The 15,355-nt window shown below is 49.5% G+C and carries 19 protein-coding genes and 2 pseudogenes; 17 read left to right on the forward strand and 4 right to left on the reverse strand.

The window, feature by feature from the left end:
* Both I6E38_RS11865 and I6E38_RS11870 read right to left on the reverse strand, forming a co-directional pair.
* Positions 1 to 271, reverse strand: a pseudogene (locus tag I6E38_RS11865) (transposase); the annotation flags it as partial.
* Positions 269 to 410, reverse strand: a pseudogene (locus I6E38_RS11870) (IS4 family transposase); the annotation flags it as partial. The pseudogenes I6E38_RS11870 and I6E38_RS11865, both read right to left, overlap by 3 nt.
* Before the next feature lie 348 nt (positions 411 to 758).
* On the opposite strand from I6E38_RS11870, the gene I6E38_RS11875 reads away from it, so the two are divergent.
* The 13 genes from I6E38_RS11875 (at position 759) to I6E38_RS11935 (ending at position 12,113) form a co-directional block, all read left to right on the forward strand.
* The gene (locus I6E38_RS11875; RefSeq protein ID WP_235394190.1) at positions 759 to 2,132 is read left to right on the forward strand and encodes an SLC13 family permease; all 1,374 of its coding nucleotides are present in this window, start codon (positions 759 to 761) and stop codon (positions 2,130 to 2,132) included.
* Between the two features lie 98 nt (positions 2,133 to 2,230).
* Entirely contained in the window at positions 2,231 to 3,208 is a 978-nt protein-coding gene (pfkA, locus tag I6E38_RS11880) for a 6-phosphofructokinase (protein WP_235394191.1), read from the forward strand.
* A 130-nt stretch (positions 3,209 to 3,338) separates the two neighbouring features.
* Positions 3,339 to 4,865, forward strand: coding sequence for a F0F1 ATP synthase subunit beta (gene atpD / locus I6E38_RS11885; protein ID WP_106812507.1), 1,527 nt, complete (start codon positions 3,339 to 3,341; stop codon positions 4,863 to 4,865).
* Positions 4,866 to 4,894: 29 nt separating this feature from the next.
* Complete coding sequence (locus I6E38_RS11890; RefSeq protein ID WP_235394192.1) at positions 4,895 to 5,137, forward strand: F0F1 ATP synthase subunit delta/epsilon; 243 nt, start codon at positions 4,895 to 4,897, stop codon at positions 5,135 to 5,137.
* Between the two features lie 15 nt (positions 5,138 to 5,152).
* On the forward strand, positions 5,153 to 5,581 hold the full coding sequence (locus tag I6E38_RS11895) for a hypothetical protein (protein WP_235394193.1): 429 nt from the start codon (positions 5,153 to 5,155) through the stop codon (positions 5,579 to 5,581).
* Positions 5,582 to 5,587: 6 nt separating this feature from the next.
* Positions 5,588 to 6,643: a F0F1 ATP synthase subunit A gene (atpB, locus tag I6E38_RS11900; protein ID WP_235394194.1), complete on the forward strand. Its 1,056-nt coding sequence runs from the start codon at positions 5,588 to 5,590 to the stop codon at positions 6,641 to 6,643.
* Between the two features lie 50 nt (positions 6,644 to 6,693).
* The gene (gene atpE / locus I6E38_RS11905; RefSeq protein ID WP_094879854.1) at positions 6,694 to 6,936 is read left to right on the forward strand and encodes an ATP synthase F0 subunit C; all 243 of its coding nucleotides are present in this window, start codon (positions 6,694 to 6,696) and stop codon (positions 6,934 to 6,936) included.
* 51 nt (positions 6,937 to 6,987) lie between these two features.
* A complete protein-coding gene (gene atpF / locus I6E38_RS11910) occupies positions 6,988 to 7,506 on the forward strand; it encodes a F0F1 ATP synthase subunit B (protein ID WP_235394195.1) in 519 nt (172 codons plus the stop codon).
* 9 nt (positions 7,507 to 7,515) lie between these two features.
* Positions 7,516 to 8,049, forward strand: a complete 534-nt coding sequence (locus tag I6E38_RS11915; protein ID WP_235394196.1) for a F0F1 ATP synthase subunit delta — start codon at positions 7,516 to 7,518, stop codon at positions 8,047 to 8,049.
* A 19-nt stretch (positions 8,050 to 8,068) separates the two neighbouring features.
* The gene (gene atpA, locus I6E38_RS11920; RefSeq protein WP_235394197.1) at positions 8,069 to 9,655 is read left to right on the forward strand and encodes a F0F1 ATP synthase subunit alpha; all 1,587 of its coding nucleotides are present in this window, start codon (positions 8,069 to 8,071) and stop codon (positions 9,653 to 9,655) included.
* A 6-nt stretch (positions 9,656 to 9,661) separates the two neighbouring features.
* Entirely contained in the window at positions 9,662 to 10,636 is a 975-nt protein-coding gene (locus I6E38_RS11925) for a F0F1 ATP synthase subunit gamma (RefSeq protein ID WP_235394198.1), read from the forward strand.
* 277 nt (positions 10,637 to 10,913) lie between these two features.
* Positions 10,914 to 11,279: a CidA/LrgA family protein gene (locus I6E38_RS11930; RefSeq protein WP_235394204.1), complete on the forward strand. Its 366-nt coding sequence runs from the start codon at positions 10,914 to 10,916 to the stop codon at positions 11,277 to 11,279.
* A gap of 141 nt (positions 11,280 to 11,420) precedes the next feature.
* Complete coding sequence (locus tag I6E38_RS11935) at positions 11,421 to 12,113, forward strand: LrgB family protein (RefSeq protein ID WP_235394199.1); 693 nt, start codon at positions 11,421 to 11,423, stop codon at positions 12,111 to 12,113.
* A 124-nt stretch (positions 12,114 to 12,237) separates the two neighbouring features.
* Here I6E38_RS11935 and rlmH read toward each other — a convergent pair whose 3' ends face one another.
* A complete protein-coding gene (rlmH, locus tag I6E38_RS11940) occupies positions 12,238 to 12,708 on the reverse strand; it encodes a 23S rRNA (pseudouridine(1915)-N(3))-methyltransferase RlmH (RefSeq protein ID WP_235394200.1) in 471 nt (156 codons plus the stop codon).
* A complete protein-coding gene (locus I6E38_RS11945; protein WP_235394201.1) occupies positions 12,698 to 13,033 on the reverse strand; it encodes a DUF4491 family protein in 336 nt (111 codons plus the stop codon). The genes rlmH and I6E38_RS11945 overlap by 11 nt, the downstream gene beginning before the upstream one ends.
* Before the next feature lie 169 nt (positions 13,034 to 13,202).
* Between I6E38_RS11945 and infC the strand changes: the two genes are divergently transcribed.
* The 4 genes from infC (at position 13,203) to I6E38_RS15580 (ending at position 15,035) form a co-directional block, all read left to right on the forward strand.
* Positions 13,203 to 13,886, forward strand: coding sequence for a translation initiation factor IF-3 (gene infC, locus I6E38_RS11950; protein WP_235394202.1), 684 nt, complete (start codon positions 13,203 to 13,205; stop codon positions 13,884 to 13,886).
* Between the two features lie 132 nt (positions 13,887 to 14,018).
* On the forward strand, positions 14,019 to 14,216 hold the full coding sequence (gene rpmI, locus I6E38_RS11955) for a 50S ribosomal protein L35 (RefSeq protein WP_106812251.1): 198 nt from the start codon (positions 14,019 to 14,021) through the stop codon (positions 14,214 to 14,216).
* 36 nt (positions 14,217 to 14,252) lie between these two features.
* Positions 14,253 to 14,597, forward strand: coding sequence for a 50S ribosomal protein L20 (rplT, locus tag I6E38_RS11960; protein ID WP_004370905.1), 345 nt, complete (start codon positions 14,253 to 14,255; stop codon positions 14,595 to 14,597).
* Positions 14,598 to 14,690: 93 nt separating this feature from the next.
* The gene (locus I6E38_RS15580) at positions 14,691 to 15,035 is read left to right on the forward strand and encodes an ISAon1 family transposase N-terminal region protein (protein WP_455078283.1); all 345 of its coding nucleotides are present in this window, start codon (positions 14,691 to 14,693) and stop codon (positions 15,033 to 15,035) included.
* Positions 15,036 to 15,355 lie beyond the last annotated feature (320 nt).

A 15,355-nucleotide genomic window follows, 5' to 3' on the forward strand; every position in this document is an offset into this window, starting at 1 on the left:
GGGTTGTGTTAAACTCACGCTCAAAGTACTTGCTTATATCACGAGTGCTTGTACCAAGGGCATACATGTTGATGATTTGATCTGCCATACCTTCAGCAAGAATGGTCTCACGCTTCTTGACCGTCTCCGGTTTGAAGGAGCCGTCACGGTCATGAGGGGGTTCGACTGTCACCTCTCCATACTTTATCTGTACGGTCTTGCTCATCTTGCCGTTACGACGATTGCCAGAACTACGGTCAGCACTATTAAGGTGAGCATCCATCTCACCTTTTGGCATTCGTCGCTTCCATTTTACCGTTTTGTACTTCAAATTCGTTTGGGCTCTGACTACATAGTAGGAACCTGTAAGATGAATCTTATAAAGTTCCTTGAAAGTATCGATAAGCCCTATCGAAAATGTAGTAACTATATGTTGTTGAACTGAGTTCTATTTAGAAATGCAGTAAGTTGAGCGAAAACGTATTTGTCTTGAAACTTTATAGCCAATTCTTTTTGGCTACAAAGTTAAAAATCCAGTCCGTTTCATTGTCAAATACTGCATAAAAGAATATAATTCAACTATTTCAAAGATAGAATTGTCCATTTTTTATTGGACAGTAGTGATACAAAATAAAAACATGACCTATATTTTATTAAAAGATGGAGACCTATTGCATTTGAATTAAATCTCTGTTAACTATTTTTATTTTTTAGATGTAAAACTTGTGCAGTTCAGATATTTTTGTACCTTTGCAATCGATAAATCTAAAAAACAGCCTATGACGCTTGTCATCATAACAATAATATTAATTGGCTATTTCTTGATAGCGACAGAGAAATTCACCAATGTAAACAAAGCTGCGGTTGCCATCTTTGTAGGAACGCTTGGCTGGATACTTTACATTTGTTATGGTTCGGACTTTGTCATGGCTCAGCACGCCAAGGAATACGCTTCGTTCCTTGACGGAACGCCAGCCTCTTCGGCTGCGGTAAAGCAGTATATTTTCCAGAACCTTTTCTTGAAATACGTCAGTAGAGCTTCTGAGATAGTCCTCTTCCTGCTCTCTACGATGACAATCGTGGAGATATTGCAGAACAACGGATGCTTCGACTTCATCTCGCAGATGCTCCGTACACGTAGCGGCAAGAGAATGCTTTGGACCTTGTCAGTCATTACTTTCTTGATTTCGGCAAATCTCGACAACATCACGACAACCGTCATGATGCTTACCATAATGCACGCCATTGTGAGCAGACAACGCCAGCGTGTCATCTTCGGATGCGCCATTGTGCTGTCGGCAAATTGTGGAGGAGCGCTTACGGTAATCGGCGACCCTACCGGACTCGTGCTTTGGAATATTGGCGCAGTAACCGCTACCAACTATTCTTTGACTATGGCTCTGCCTTGCCTTATTGCATGGTTCTTCCCGATACTTTGGTTGCAACGTAGCTTGCCACGACGTATTGAGACAGAGTGGATTACGATGCCTTATCGTGGCGACGACACCAATCTTAACCTGTGGCAGCGAGCCTTGATGCTGTTCGTAGGAATTGGCGGACTGTGGTTTATCCCTACATTCCATAACATTACGAAGCTTAGCCCGTTCCTTGGCGCAATGTGCGTGTTGTCGGTATTGTGGATTGTCAACGAGCTGATGAACCGCAAACTGATGAATGCCGACCAGATGATACAACGTCGTGTGCCAAGAGTGCTGCAATATGGCGTGATACAGATGATTCTGTTTGTGCTGGGCATTATGCTTGCGCTGGGAGTGGTGCGCGAAACGGGTGTGTTGACTAAAGTGGATGACTTTATGGGCAGCATAGCCGACAATATGCTTGTCGTGGGACTTGCCACCCAGCTGGTTGGTAGCGTGCTTGACAATTTCGCCACGCTTATGTCGATGGTCTCGCTTCACGATGTAGCCGAATCTGGTAGCAATCTTGCACTTTATTGCCTTAACGGAGCCTATTGGAAAATAGTGGCTTACGCTACGGCTATGGGAGGCAACATTCTGTGCATAGGCTCTATGAGTGGACTCGCCTTGATGAAAATGGAGCGCATAAAGCTCAACTGGTACTTTGTCAATGTGGGGTGGGTTTCGCTCGTTGCATCCTTGGCTGGCTTGGTGTGCTTGTGGCTGCTGGTTTAATACCCTTATGAATGCTACTGTATAATACTCCATAAAAACACCCTAATAATTACTAATAATTAAACGGAAGAATTAATAATCAATAATACAAAAATCGTATGGCTAAAATTCAGACAATTGGAATTTTGACTTCTGGTGGCGACGCCCCGGGAATGAATGCTGCAATTCGTGCCGTGACTCGTGCAGGTATTTGCAACGGATTTAATATAAAAGGTATCTATCGTGGTTACGATGGACTTATTAATGGCGAGATTGAGGACTTCACAACCGAGAATGTCAGCGGCATTATCATGTCGGGCGGTACAATACTTAAGACAGCACGCTCTAAGGAGTTTATGACCGATGAGGGCAAGGAGAAGGCTTATGAGCAGATCAAGGCCCATGGCATTGACGCTTTGGTAGTAATTGGCGGTAACGGTTCGTTGACCGGTGCTATGGAATTCGCCAAAAAGTACGACATCTGCTGTATCGGCTTGCCGGGCACTATCGACAACGACCTTTATGGCACAGACTCAACAATCGGTTACGACACAACAATGAACACCATCGTGGAGTGTGTCGACCGCATCCGCGACACAGCCCAGAGTCATGAGCGCATTTTCTTTATTGAGGTAATGGGACGCGACGCAGGTTTCCTCGCACAGAACTCAGCCATTGCCAGTGGTGCCGAGGCAGCCATTATTCCTGAAGATTCTACCGATGTCGACCAGTTGGCACGCTTCATGGAGCGTGGCATCCGTAAGTCGAAGAAGAGCTGCATCGTCATCGTGTCTGAAAGTCCGAAGTGTGGTGCCATGTATTATGCCGAGCGTGTGAAGAACGAGTTCCCGCAGTACGATGTACGCGTGTCAATCCTCGGTCACTTGCAGCGTGGCGGACGCCCGAGCGCTCACGACCGTATCCTCGCTTCACGTACTGGTGTAGGTGCGATTGAGGCCATTCTGCAGGGCCAGCGCAACGTGATGATTGGCGTACGCAACAACGAGATTATCTATGTACCGTTGAGCGAAGCTATCCGTAGCGACAAGCCGTTCGACCGTAAGCTTATCAAGGTTCTCGACGAGCTGAGCATCTAAAAGTGGTCGGATTGCACTACAAATATGGCATATTTGGAACGAAAAAGTACAATAAAGATTAAATATTTTTTCGTATAAGAATATAGTTGTTATATTTGCATCAGAATTTAAAATCAAAATCAAATATACTATGTCACAAATCAACGGGCGCATCTCGCAGATTATCGGTCCGGTTATCGACGTTTACTTCGATACAGCCGGCAAGAATCCTGAAGAGGTGTTGCCTAAAATCCACGAAGCTCTGAAGCTGAAGCGTCCTAACGGACAGGAGCTTATCATTGAGGTGCAGCAGCATATCGGTGAAGACACCGTTCGCTGCGTCGCAATGGACAATACTGACGGATTGCAGCGTGGCCTGGAGGTTGTTCCTACAGGCAACGCTATCATGATGCCAGCAGGTGAACAGATCAAGGGCCGTATGATGAACGTCATCGGTCAGCCTATCGATGGTATGAGCACGCTCAATATGGAGGGCGCTTATCCTATCCATCGCGAGGCTCCTAAGTTTGAGGACCTTTCCACTCACAAGGAAATGCTCGCAACTGGTATCAAGGTGATTGACCTCTTGGAGCCTTACATGAAGGGTGGTAAGATTGGTCTGTTCGGTGGTGCCGGTGTAGGCAAGACTGTGCTCATCATGGAGCTTATCAACAACATTGCCAAGGGACACAACGGCTACTCGGTGTTTGCCGGAGTAGGCGAGCGTACCCGTGAGGGTAACGACCTTATCCGCGACATGCTCGAGTCGGGCGTTATACGCTACGGTGAGAAGTTCAAGAAGGCAATGGAGGAAGGCAAGTGGGACCTCTCGCTTGTTGACCCCGAGGAGCTCAAGAAGAGTCAGGCAACACTTGTTTACGGACAGATGAACGAGCCGCCTGGAGCACGTGCTTCAGTAGCATTGTCAGGTCTGACCGTAGCCGAGGAGTTCCGCGACCACGGAGGCAAGGACGGCGAGGCTGCCGACATAATGTTCTTCATCGACAACATCTTCCGTTTCACCCAGGCAGGTTCTGAGGTTTCGGCTCTTCTCGGCCGTATGCCTTCAGCCGTAGGTTATCAGCCTACACTTGCAAGTGAGATGGGACAGATGCAGGAGCGTATTACATCTACCAAGAAGGGTTCTATCACATCAGTACAGGCCGTTTACGTGCCTGCCGACGACTTGACCGACCCTGCTCCGGCTACAACCTTCACCCACCTTGACGCTACTACCGAGCTTTCGCGTAAGATTACCGAGCTTGGTATTTATCCTGCCGTTGACCCGCTGGGTTCTACCTCACGTATTCTCGACCCGCTGATTGTGGGCAAGGAGCACTACGAGTGTGCACAGCGCGTTAAGCAGATTCTCCAGCGCTACAAGGAACTTCAGGACATCATCGCCATCCTTGGTATGGACGAGCTTTCTGACGAGGACAAGCTGACTGTGAACCGTGCACGTCGTGTGCAGCGCTTCCTCTCTCAGCCGTTCGCCGTTGCCGAGCAGTTCACCGGTGTAAAGGGTGTGATGGTTTCTATCGAGGACACCATCAAGGGCTTCAACATGATTCTCGACGGCGAGGTAGACGACCTGCCAGAGCAGGCATTCCTTAACGTCGGTACCATCGAAGACGCCATTGCCAAGGGTAAGAAACTTCTTGAGGCAGCTAAGGGATAATCCGCTTACACACTAAATACTTGTAGACTATGAGTTTGAATTTAAGAATCGTCTCTCCTGAGAAAGTGGAGTTCGTAGGAACGGTCGACCGTGTGGTTGTGCCGGGCACGAGCGGCGAGTTTGAAATACTCACCGGCCATGCTCCTATCATCTCAACACTCAACAGCGGACGCATTGCTTTTTTTGACTCTGAAGGCGAGCATGAGGTGAAGACAACGGGCGGTTTCGTTGAAGTGCAGAAGAACAACGTCAACGTTTGTGTTGAACTTTAATGAAACCCGGTTGACATGTTGAAAAATACAGAGATAGCAAAAATAAGCCGACGCTATGCCGTGCAGACCGTTGTGGCTGTAGCGGTATTGTCGTTGGCAGTTCTTTCCCTGCAGACGTTCGCTCATGTTGACGGACTTGTCCCGCCTCTTGTAGTGAGTGCTGTGTTCGCCCTTGTGGTGGAGCTGGCCGACATATTCCTATGGAAAAGAATAGCCGAGGCAAACCAAGCGATGCTTCCTACATTCTTCTCAGCCGTGTCAGGCTTCCGTATGTTGCTGGCCCTCTTCACTCTTGTAGGGTGCTACATTGCCGTAGGTCGCGATGCGATGCTCGAATACTGCCTGGTGTTCATGGCATTCTATTTATGGATGATTGCCCACCATTCCGTATTCTTCTCGCACGTCACCAATTCGCATACTGAGTGTGACAAAGAAAATAAATAAACGATAATGAAACAGATAAAGTCATTATTACTTCTCTTGGTATTGGCACTCATGCCAGCCTTCGCCTCGGCGGGAGAAGCAGGCCACGACGGCAAGTCGCTCGACATTCCTACAACGGTACTTGAGCACCTGTCCGACTCATACGAGTGGCACATAGCTTCCTACGAGGGCAAGAGCCTGAGCATTCCGTTGCCGATAATCGTCAGAAGCTCCAATACCGGAGAGTGGACGTTCTGTACAGAGAGCAGTCTGCCGCAGAACTATTACTTCGACGCAGAGCATCACGGCAAGATCTACGAGAAAATGCCTGATGGTTCGAAGGTGCGTCCGCTCGACCTGAGCATCACGAAGACCGTGGCACAGATATGGATAGTAGTGTTCGTTCTGATTGCTGTGTTCCTTTCTTGCGCTCGCTGGTACAAGGGCAAGGACGAGAGAAGTGAGGCTCCTGGCGGATTTGTCGGAATGATGGAGATGTTCGTCATGACCATCTACGACGACGTGATCAAGGCGTCGATAGGCGAGAAGCACTTCAAGCCGTTCGCTCCTTATCTGCTCACGGTGTTCTTCTTCATCTTCACGACAAACATTCTCGGTTTGCTTCCTATATTCCCGGGTGGCGCCAACGTTACGGGCAACATCAACGTGACGTTCTTCCTTGCCATCTGCACCATGATTGCCATCAACCTCTTCGGCAACAAGGAGTATTGGAAAGACATCTTCTGGCCCCATGTGCCGGTATTCCTCAAGGCTTATCCGGTGCCATTGATGCCAGTTATCGAGTTCTTCGGCGTTTTCACCAAGCCGTTCGCTCTCATGGTCCGTCTCTTTGCCAACATGATGGCAGGACACGCAATCATCCTGAGCTTCACCTGCGTCATCTTCCTCGGATGGTCGATGGGCGTGGGCTACGGTATCGGTCTGAACCTCGTAAGTGCCATAATGATGCTCTTCATGAACTGTCTTGAAGTGCTTGTGGCATTCATCCAGGCTTATGTCTTCACCTTGCTGAGCGCCGTGTTCATCGGTCTTGCCCAGAAGGACGAGGAGGCAGAGGCTTAACAACAGAATTAACAATAAAAAAAATAACAACTTAAAAAAATTAAACAACTATGATTATTTCATCACTTTTGGCTGCTGAAGGTCTGGCACAGCTGGGCTGCGGTCTCGGAGCAGGTATTGCAGTAATTGGCGCAGGTTTGGGTATTGGCAAGATTGGCGGCAGCGCCATGGACGCCATCGCACGTCAGCCTGAGGCTTCTGGCAAGATTCAGACCAACATGATTCTTACCTCAGCATTCGTTGAGGGTTGTGCATTGTTCGCTATCGTAGCCTGCGCCTTCCTTATCAAGTAAGGTGTTGCGCTCTTACGTAAATAGCAACAAAGAGTTCGTAAAATATTGCAAATGGATTTTAGTACATTGCCATCAATATTGACTCCTGACCTTGGACTCCTCTTCTGGATGCTTCTGGCATTCCTAACGGTGTTCTTCGTGCTTGCAAGATTTGCCTTCCCGGCTATCGTCGGAATGGTAGACAATCGCAAAAAGTACATCGACGAGAGTCTATCCAAGGCGCAGAAGGCCGCTGCCCAGCTTGAGAACATCAAGCAGGAGAGCGAGTCGATGCTTCAGGAAGCACGGGAGAAGCAGGCCGTAATACTCAAGGAGGCCGCCTCAACCCGTGAGGCTATCGTGGCACAGGCTCAGGAGAAGGCTCGCGAAGAGAGCGCCCGCATCATCAACGATGCCAAGGCCGAGATTGAAAGCCAGAAACAGGCTGCAATCAGCGAGATTCGCCAGCAGGTGGCTGCGTTGAGTGTTGAGATTTCGGAGAAGGTCTTGCGCCAGAAGCTCGGCACTGATAAGGCACAGATGGATTATATTAACCAGATGCTTGATGAAGTTACAGCCAATAATAAATAAGTGTAAGCTATGGATTTAGGATTAATATCGGTCAGATATGCACGCGCCTTGCTCAAGGCGGGCATTGAGGCTAAGGAGGCCGACAAGGTTTATGCCGACATGCAGAGCCTTGCCCATTGCTACTCCACGACGCCTGCGCTGAGGGTTACGATAGATAATCCCATGCTCTCGAAGAAGCAGAAGGAGAGTCTGCTCCTCACGGCAGCAGCCGGAGGATCGTGCGACTTGACCAAGCGTTTCGTCGCCCTTGTGCTCAAAGAAGACCGTGAGAGTATCATGCAATTCATCGCCAACTCGTTTGTTACTCTGTACAGAAAGCATAACAATCTAATCAGTGCTAAACTAACGACTGCCTGCACCATCGACTCCGCTACGGAGAAGAAGATGCGACAGTTGGTTGAGGGAAGGACAAATGGTACGGTTGAGTTCCAGACCGAGGTAAATCCTAATATTATAGGTGGATTCGTGCTCGAGTACGACACCTATCGTATGGATGCCAGCGTGAAGAAGCAGCTCAACGCCATTCTGTCGCAGCTTAATTAACTAACTTTTTTAGAAGTATATGTCAGATAAAATAAAACCAAGCGAAGTGTCACAGGTGCTTCTCGAACAGCTGCAGGGCATCAACAACAGCCAGCAGTTTGACGAGGTGGGTACTGTGCTTGAGGTGAGCGACGGTGTGGCCCGTATCTACGGACTCCGCAACGCCGAGGCCAACGAGCTTCTCGAGTTCGAGAACGGCACTATGGCTATCGTGATGAACCTTGAGGAGGACAACGTGGGTTGTGTGCTTCTGGGTTCTACCGAGGGCATCAAGGAGGGCATGGTCGTTAAGCGTACCAAGCGCATCGCTTCTATCCGTGTCAACGACAATATGCTCGGACGTGTCATCAATCCGCTCGGACAGGCCATCGATGGCAAGGGCGAGATTGATATGACAGGTGCTTTCGAGATGCCGCTCGACCGCAAGGCTCCGGGCGTTATCTACCGCCAGCCCGTTAAGGAACCGTTGCAGACCGGACTTAAGTCGGTCGACTCAATGATTCCTATCGGCCGCGGACAGCGTGAGCTTATCATCGGCGACCGTCAGACTGGCAAGACTGCCATCGCCGTCGACACAATCATCAATCAGAAGAGTTTCTACGAGGCTGGCAAGCCCGTTTACTGTATCTATGTAGCCATCGGCCAGAAGGCTTCTACCGTTGCCGCCCTTGTCGAGAACCTCAAGCAGCACGGCGCAATGCCCTACACAATCATTGTAGCGGCTACAGCTGCCGACCCTGCTGCCATGCAGTATTACGCTCCGTTCGCAGGTGCCGCCATCGGCGAGTACTTCCGCGACCGTGGCTACTCGGCACTCGTTGTCTACGACGACCTCTCAAAGCAGGCTGTTGCCTACCGTGAGGTGTCATTGATTCTGCGTCGTCCTTCAGGACGTGAGGCTTATCCTGGCGACGTGTTCTATCTCCACTCACGTCTGTTGGAGCGTGCAGCACGTATCAACGACCAGCAGGAGGTAGCCGAGCAGATGAACGACCTGCCTGAGTGTATGAAGGGTCACGTCAAGGGAGGCGGTTCGCTCACAGCCCTGCCTATCATCGAGACACAGGCTGGCGACGTTTCTGCCTACATTCCTACCAACGTGATTTCAATCACCGACGGACAGATCTATCTTGAGAGCGACCTCTTCAACCAGGGCTTCCGTCCTGCCGTCAACGTAGGTATTTCCGTTTCGCGTGTAGGTGGTTCGGCACAGATCAAGAGTATGAAGAAGGTGGCTGGTACGCTGAAGATTGATATGGCCCAGTATCGTGAGCTCGAGGCTTTCTCCAAGTTCTCAAGCGACATGGATGCCGTGACAGCCATGACCATCGACCGCGGCCGCAAGAACAACCAGCTGCTCATCCAGCCTCAGTACAGCCCGATGCCCGTAGGCGAGCAGGTAGCCATAATCTATTGTGGCACCCACGGCTTGATGCACGACGTGCCCGTGGAGAAGGTGCGCGAGTGTCAGGAGACATTCCTCGACAAGATTCGCTCACAGCACGCCGACGTCATCGACGCTCTGGCAAGTGGTAAGATTGACGACTCGCTCACAGCCGTTATCGAACAGACAATGGCCGACGTAGCAGGTCAGTATAAAAAGTAATAGCTTATGCCGTCACTCAAAGAAATCAAGAACCGACTCACATCCGTCAACAGCACCCGCAAGATTACGAGTGCCATGAAGATGGTGGCTTCGTCAAAGCTCCACCATGCCCAGCAGATGATTGAGAACATGCTTCCCTACGAGACGATGCTCGAGCACATCCTCAAGACATTCCTCGCCTCAGAGGCCGACGCTTCTACCGTGTTCAACGTGGAGCGCCCCGTGAAGCGCGTTGCCTTGGTGGTCTACGCCTCGAACAGCAGTCTGTGTGGTGGATTCAATGCCAATGTCATCCGTCTGCTTCAGCACATCGTTGACGAGTATTCGGAGAGTCTGGGCGGTAATGACAACATCGTTGTCTATCCGATAGGACGCAAGGTTGCAGAGAAGACGGCTAAAATGGGGCTTCATGTGGCTGGCGACTTCACAGGTCTTGCCGAAAAGCCCAACGTGAAGCAATGTATTGAAATAGCCCGCGAGATAGGACAGAAGTTCGTCAGCGGCGAGATCGACCGCGTGGAGATGGTCTACCACCACTTCAAGAGCGCCGGTTCGCAGATCCTGACCCGCAAGACCTTCCTGCCTATCGACATCACCGAGGAGCTGAAGCGCGATCGCACTCGCGACCTCAACTCTACCGTGACCTCGAAGGAGGCGCAGGAGTATATCAAGAAGAACGCCTTGACAGAGGAGCGCAAGGCAGAGGAGAACGTTCGTCCGCTCAACGACAACTTCATCGTAGAGCCCGACATGAATACCGTGCTCTCGCAGCTCATCCCCAAGTATCTTCACCTGATGCTCTACACAGCCTTGCTCGACAGCATAGCAAGCGAGCATGCCGCCCGTATGGTGGCAATGCAGACCGCCACCGACAATGCCGACGAGATTCTGCGCGAGCTCAACCTTCAGTACAACAAGAGCCGTCAGCAGGCTATTACCAACGAACTGCTCGATATTGTGGGCGGTAGCGTCAACAACTAAGACGTTATGTAGAAATAGGATGGGGTAGAATCAAGCCCTCAATCCAATATATAGAGAACCCGTTGTATAGTTCATTCTGACTACGCAACGGGTTTTTTATGTGCCTTTATTCGTCAGCCTATATGGGCTGTAAATTTGATTTATGTCACTATATTTGTGCTCTGTTGTATTATATTTGCAATCCTTTGGTTTCATTGGCAGTAAATCCTTACCTTTGCCGTCTATAAACATAAGTTTTAACGTGAATAATCAACACTTGTAATCCTAGAACACTATGATGATTCGTCAGTTGGCAATCCTTTTCGGTTGCCTTGCCGTAGGTGAACTCCTCATTTATCTCACCCACATCCCCCTGCCGTCGAGCATAATCGGCATGCTGTTGCTCACGCTCTTGCTCAAACTCAAGATAATACGCCTTGAGTGGGTGCGCAGCATCAGCGAATTCCTAGTCAGCAACATTGGATTCTTCTTTGTGCCGCCTGGAGTGGCTGTAATGCTCTACTTCGACGTAATCAAGGCCGAGTTTGTGCCCATCGTTGCAGCTTCGGTCATCTCTACCGTGCTCGTGCTCGCCGTGACAGGATGGGTTCACCAATGCTATGGCAAGGCAAAGGACAAGATAAAGGGCGAGACAAAGGAATAAACTAAGATAGAAGTCCCTAGGCGAGATAATGATAAGATGTATAATTGGCCATGGTCGATGACAAGGAAACAGAAGTCGCCATGGAAGATAATGAGAGATGGAAGTCTCATGGGACAAATATAAAAAAGGATAACGAAAACAATGGAATACTTTTCAAACGAATTTTTTCTGATAGCCCTCACGTTCGGTTCTTACTTCGTAGGCAAGCTGCTGCGCCGACTGACGGGTTGGGTGATAATGAACCCCATACTGGTGTCGATAGTGTGCATCATAGCCTTTCTGAAGATTACGGGCGTGAGCTACGAGACCTACAACAAGGGCGGCCACATGATTGAGTTCTGGCTGCGTCCGGCTGTTGTTGCGTTGGGCGTGCCCCTTTACATGCAGCTGTCCACCATCAAGAAGCAGCTCACACCTATACTTCTCTCCGAACTGGCAGGCTGCGTTGTAGGCGTAGTGTCAGTGGTGTGGATTGCCAAGGAGATGGGTGCCTCGCGCGAGGTGATCCTGTCGCTTGCATCCAAGTCGGTCACAACGCCCATTGCCATGGAGGTGACCAAGGCTGTGGGCGGCATTCCGTCGCTCACGGCTGCCGTAGTGGTGGCTGTAGGACTGCTGTGTGCCGTATGTGGCTATCGCACAATGGGTTTCGCACGCGTCAAGAATCCCGTGGCACAGGGCCTGTCTATGGGCACGGCGGCTCACGCCCTTGGCACAGCCACGTCGATGGACCGCAGTCAGGTGCACGGTGCCTACGCCAGCCTCGGACTCACGCTCAACGGCATCTTCACGTCGCTCCTCACCCCGTCGATATTGCCGCTCTTAGGGGTTTGATGAATGTGGAATTTTGAATTTTGAATTATTCTCGGCTGACGCATGCGATTGTGAATTGTTCAATGTCGAATTAAAGCATCCCAACAATTTAACACTTAACATTTAACATTCAACATTATATAGATTACTCATGGTGGTAGCTCTCTCCGCGAATGATAGTGCAGGCACGGTAGAGCTGTTCGGTGAATATCAGTCGTACCATCTGGTGAGAGAAGGTCATACGCGAGAGCGAGATCTTCTCGTCGGCACGGCTGTACACGTCGGCTGAGAATCCGTACGGTCCGCCTATGATGAACACCAGTCGGCGTGCCGTCTGCTGCTTGCGCGTCAGCCACGTAGCCATTTCCATACTCGTGCGCTCGGCACCATGCTCGTCGAGCAGAACCACCGTGTCCGACGGCTGGATAAGGCGCAAAATCAGTTCGCCCTCAGCCTGCTTCTGCTGGTCTTCCGACAGGCTCTTGGTGTTCTTTAGCGCAGGAATCACGGTGATGTTGAACGGCATGTAGTGGCCGATGCGCTCCTGATAGTCGCTTATGCCCTTGGTGTAGAGCTTGTCCACCGTCTTGCCCACCATGATGAGTTCAGTCTTCATACTCCTCCTTTCGCTTGGGGTTCATCGGAAACCATCCCTTCTTGACACGCTGGCGCTGCTCCAGAATCTCGCCGATGCTCCACAGGCACGAGGCACCCACCACGCCCAGCAGGGCCGACACCATGACATTAGCCACAAGCATGGCAGCGGCTATGAAGCCAATGCCCGCAACCAGAAACACCCACCACAGGCGAGTGCCGAAATAGTACTCCACCTTGATGACGATAGGGTGGAACAGCCCAATGATGAGAAACGTGCCGACAGCCAGTACAAGTCCTGTGAAATGCAGCGACGGCATAATGTCCATAAATATAGATTGCATCATCTTTTTTAATAATATGTATGAAATATTGCTAGAAGATGATGCAAAATTAATTAAAAACTCCGAACTTTGGGGCTGAAAGGCAAAAAAACACAATAAATATTTTGCCGATTGGCCGAAAAAGGGTAACTTTGCACCCGCTTTTAAATACAGCTTTATCAAAAATAGTTTAATGAAGAATGACAAAATGAAAAACCAGTACCGCGTGAACGAGCAGATTCGCGTTCGGGAAGTACGTATAGTAAGTGACGGTAACTCTACTGTTATGCCTACACGTCATGCTTTGGACATGGCGAGAGAGCAAGGCGTCGACCTTGTCGAGATTTCCCCCAATGCCCAGCCCCCGGTTTGTCGTCTCATTGACTACAGCAAATTCCTCTATCAGCAGAAGAAGCACGCCAAGGAGATGAAGGCCAAGCAGGTGAAGGTTGAGGTGAAGGAAATCCGATTCGGACCTCAGACCGACGAGCACGACTACAACTTCAAGCTCAAGCACGCCCAGGAGTTCCTCAGCGAGGGCAACAAGGTACGTGCCTACGTGTTCTTCCGTGGCCGCTCAATCCTCTTCAAGGAGCAGGGCGAGGTGCTGTTGCTGCGTTTCGCCAACGACCTCGAGGAGTATGCCAAGGTAGAGCAGCTGCCCAAGCTCGACGGCAAGAAGATGTTCCTCTATCTCGCCCCCAAGAAGGCAGGCGTAGTGAAGAAGAGCCAGCAGAAGCTCGACCGCGAGAAGCGTGAGGCAGAAGCCAAGACCACCAAGGACACCGAGGAGAATGCAATGCCCGCTAACGGCGGACTCCTTGCCAACGCCAAGGTGAGCGCCGAGGCACTCAAGGCTCTTCAGGGCGAGGAATAAGCCCAGTCAAAGCAGCAAAGAGGGCGAGAAATGCAAGCCCCGTCAGCAGAAAGACAACATGATAAGTTGTGCGTAACGCCTTGGTATATGCGTTGCCACACATAATAAATAACAATTTAAACAAACAAAAAAATGCCAAAAGTTAAGACTAACTCCGGTGCAAAGAAGAGATTCCGCTTTACCGGAACTGGAAAAATCAAGCGTCATCACGCTTTTCACAGTCACATTCTGACTAAGAAGACAAAGAAGCAGAAGAGAAACCTCCTTGGTGAGACTATCGTAGACCGTTCAAACCTGAAGCAGGTTCGCGACTTGCTCTGCCTCCGTTAATTTAATTAGTCAAACATTTAAAGGAAAAAAGAAACTATGCCAAGATCAGTCAATCATGTTGCTTCTAAAGCAAAGAGAACAAGAATCCTGAAACTCACCAAGGGTTACTATGGTGCACGCAAGAATGTTTGGACAGTAGCCAAGAATACTTGGGAGAAGGGTCTCACATACGCATATCGTGACCGCCGCAACAAGAAGCGCAACTTCCGCGCTCTGTGGATCCAGCGTATCAACGCTGCAGCTCGTCTTGAGAACATGAGCTACTCAACTCTCATGGGCGCTCTGCACAAGGCAGGCATCGAGATTAATCGCAAGGTGCTCGCTGACCTCGCTGTCAACAACCCTGAGGCTTTCAAGGCCATCGTTGAGAAGGTGAAGTAAGCCATACCAAAACGAATTTCCTATAACAACAATATAGGGTAGGAGACTAAGTCTAATACAGGCTTAGTCTCCTTTTTGGTATGCTCGGCACGAGTGCTGTCTAAGTCCGTATTGTCATTGTTTCTTCCAGCAGGACTCCTTGACTATTTCGACACAACAGAAGCCTCCAACATGGGAGATTGTTTTATGTTAGTTTTAGTTGAGAATGATATTGTGCTTGAAAACTTACAAGACCTTCTGTTGATTTCCAATGGTTTTCAAAAGCCAATAACAGTCACTGATTTTCCCGTCCGTGACCACACCATGTATTTCAGAATAAAGCGACGCAGATGGTTTTACATGTCTACAGGCAAGAGCTACAGCCGCGATTGGAATCTTGAAGCATCCGGAACCAGAATTACCGCTGAGTTCGGAGCTTTTTTAAAAGAATTACCTTGATACTCATGCTATGAGTATCAAGAGTGTTGCAGAGTTTACGCATTTGAAGGCAAATGTCCTAAATGACTACTACAAGAACCATCTGAGCGGATTTCACTCATGGAATCAGAAAAACATTCAGATGAGTTTACTCTTTCCTGACTTCGTCACTCAAAAAACATGCATTTTATAACTTGTTGATAAACAATATTTTGTATCTTTGTATCACCTAATATCGGGTGACACGAAAGGTATTTTAACTATGTTCGTCCGCAAAAAGAAATATCCATCCGGCAATATCGGAGTTATTGTTGTTGAGAAAATCGGTGGCAAGATGAAGG

It is taken from the genome of Leyella stercorea (genome assembly GCF_021531355.1).
Lineage (GTDB): Bacteria > Bacteroidota > Bacteroidia > Bacteroidales > Bacteroidaceae > Prevotella.

What these genes read in the sequence shown, in the direction of transcription:
- I6E38_RS11875 (WP_235394190.1), top strand. Translation starts at nt 759, where the DNA reads ATGACGCTTGTCATCATAACAATAATATTAATTGGCTATTTCTTGATA.
- pfkA (WP_235394191.1), top strand. Translation starts at nt 2,231, where the DNA reads ATGGCTAAAATTCAGACAATTGGAATTTTGACTTCTGGTGGCGACGCC.
- atpD (WP_106812507.1), top strand. Translation starts at nt 3,339, where the DNA reads ATGTCACAAATCAACGGGCGCATCTCGCAGATTATCGGTCCGGTTATC.
- I6E38_RS11890 (WP_235394192.1), top strand. Translation starts at nt 4,895, where the DNA reads ATGAGTTTGAATTTAAGAATCGTCTCTCCTGAGAAAGTGGAGTTCGTA.
- I6E38_RS11895 (WP_235394193.1), top strand. Translation starts at nt 5,153, where the DNA reads ATGTTGAAAAATACAGAGATAGCAAAAATAAGCCGACGCTATGCCGTG.
- atpB (WP_235394194.1), top strand. Translation starts at nt 5,588, where the DNA reads ATGAAACAGATAAAGTCATTATTACTTCTCTTGGTATTGGCACTCATG.
- atpE (WP_094879854.1), top strand. Translation starts at nt 6,694, where the DNA reads ATGATTATTTCATCACTTTTGGCTGCTGAAGGTCTGGCACAGCTGGGC.
- atpF (WP_235394195.1), top strand. Translation starts at nt 6,988, where the DNA reads ATGGATTTTAGTACATTGCCATCAATATTGACTCCTGACCTTGGACTC.
- I6E38_RS11915 (WP_235394196.1), top strand. Translation starts at nt 7,516, where the DNA reads ATGGATTTAGGATTAATATCGGTCAGATATGCACGCGCCTTGCTCAAG.
- atpA (WP_235394197.1), top strand. Translation starts at nt 8,069, where the DNA reads ATGTCAGATAAAATAAAACCAAGCGAAGTGTCACAGGTGCTTCTCGAA.
- I6E38_RS11925 (WP_235394198.1), top strand. Translation starts at nt 9,662, where the DNA reads ATGCCGTCACTCAAAGAAATCAAGAACCGACTCACATCCGTCAACAGC.
- I6E38_RS11930 (WP_235394204.1), top strand. Translation starts at nt 10,914, where the DNA reads ATGATTCGTCAGTTGGCAATCCTTTTCGGTTGCCTTGCCGTAGGTGAA.
- I6E38_RS11935 (WP_235394199.1), top strand. Translation starts at nt 11,421, where the DNA reads ATGGAATACTTTTCAAACGAATTTTTTCTGATAGCCCTCACGTTCGGT.
- rlmH (WP_235394200.1), bottom strand. Translation starts at nt 12,708, where the DNA reads ATGAAGACTGAACTCATCATGGTGGGCAAGACGGTGGACAAGCTCTAC.
- I6E38_RS11945 (WP_235394201.1), bottom strand. Translation starts at nt 13,033, where the DNA reads ATGATGCAATCTATATTTATGGACATTATGCCGTCGCTGCATTTCACA.
- infC (WP_235394202.1), top strand. Translation starts at nt 13,203, where the DNA reads ATGAAGAATGACAAAATGAAAAACCAGTACCGCGTGAACGAGCAGATT.
- rpmI (WP_106812251.1), top strand. Translation starts at nt 14,019, where the DNA reads ATGCCAAAAGTTAAGACTAACTCCGGTGCAAAGAAGAGATTCCGCTTT.
- rplT (WP_004370905.1), top strand. Translation starts at nt 14,253, where the DNA reads ATGCCAAGATCAGTCAATCATGTTGCTTCTAAAGCAAAGAGAACAAGA.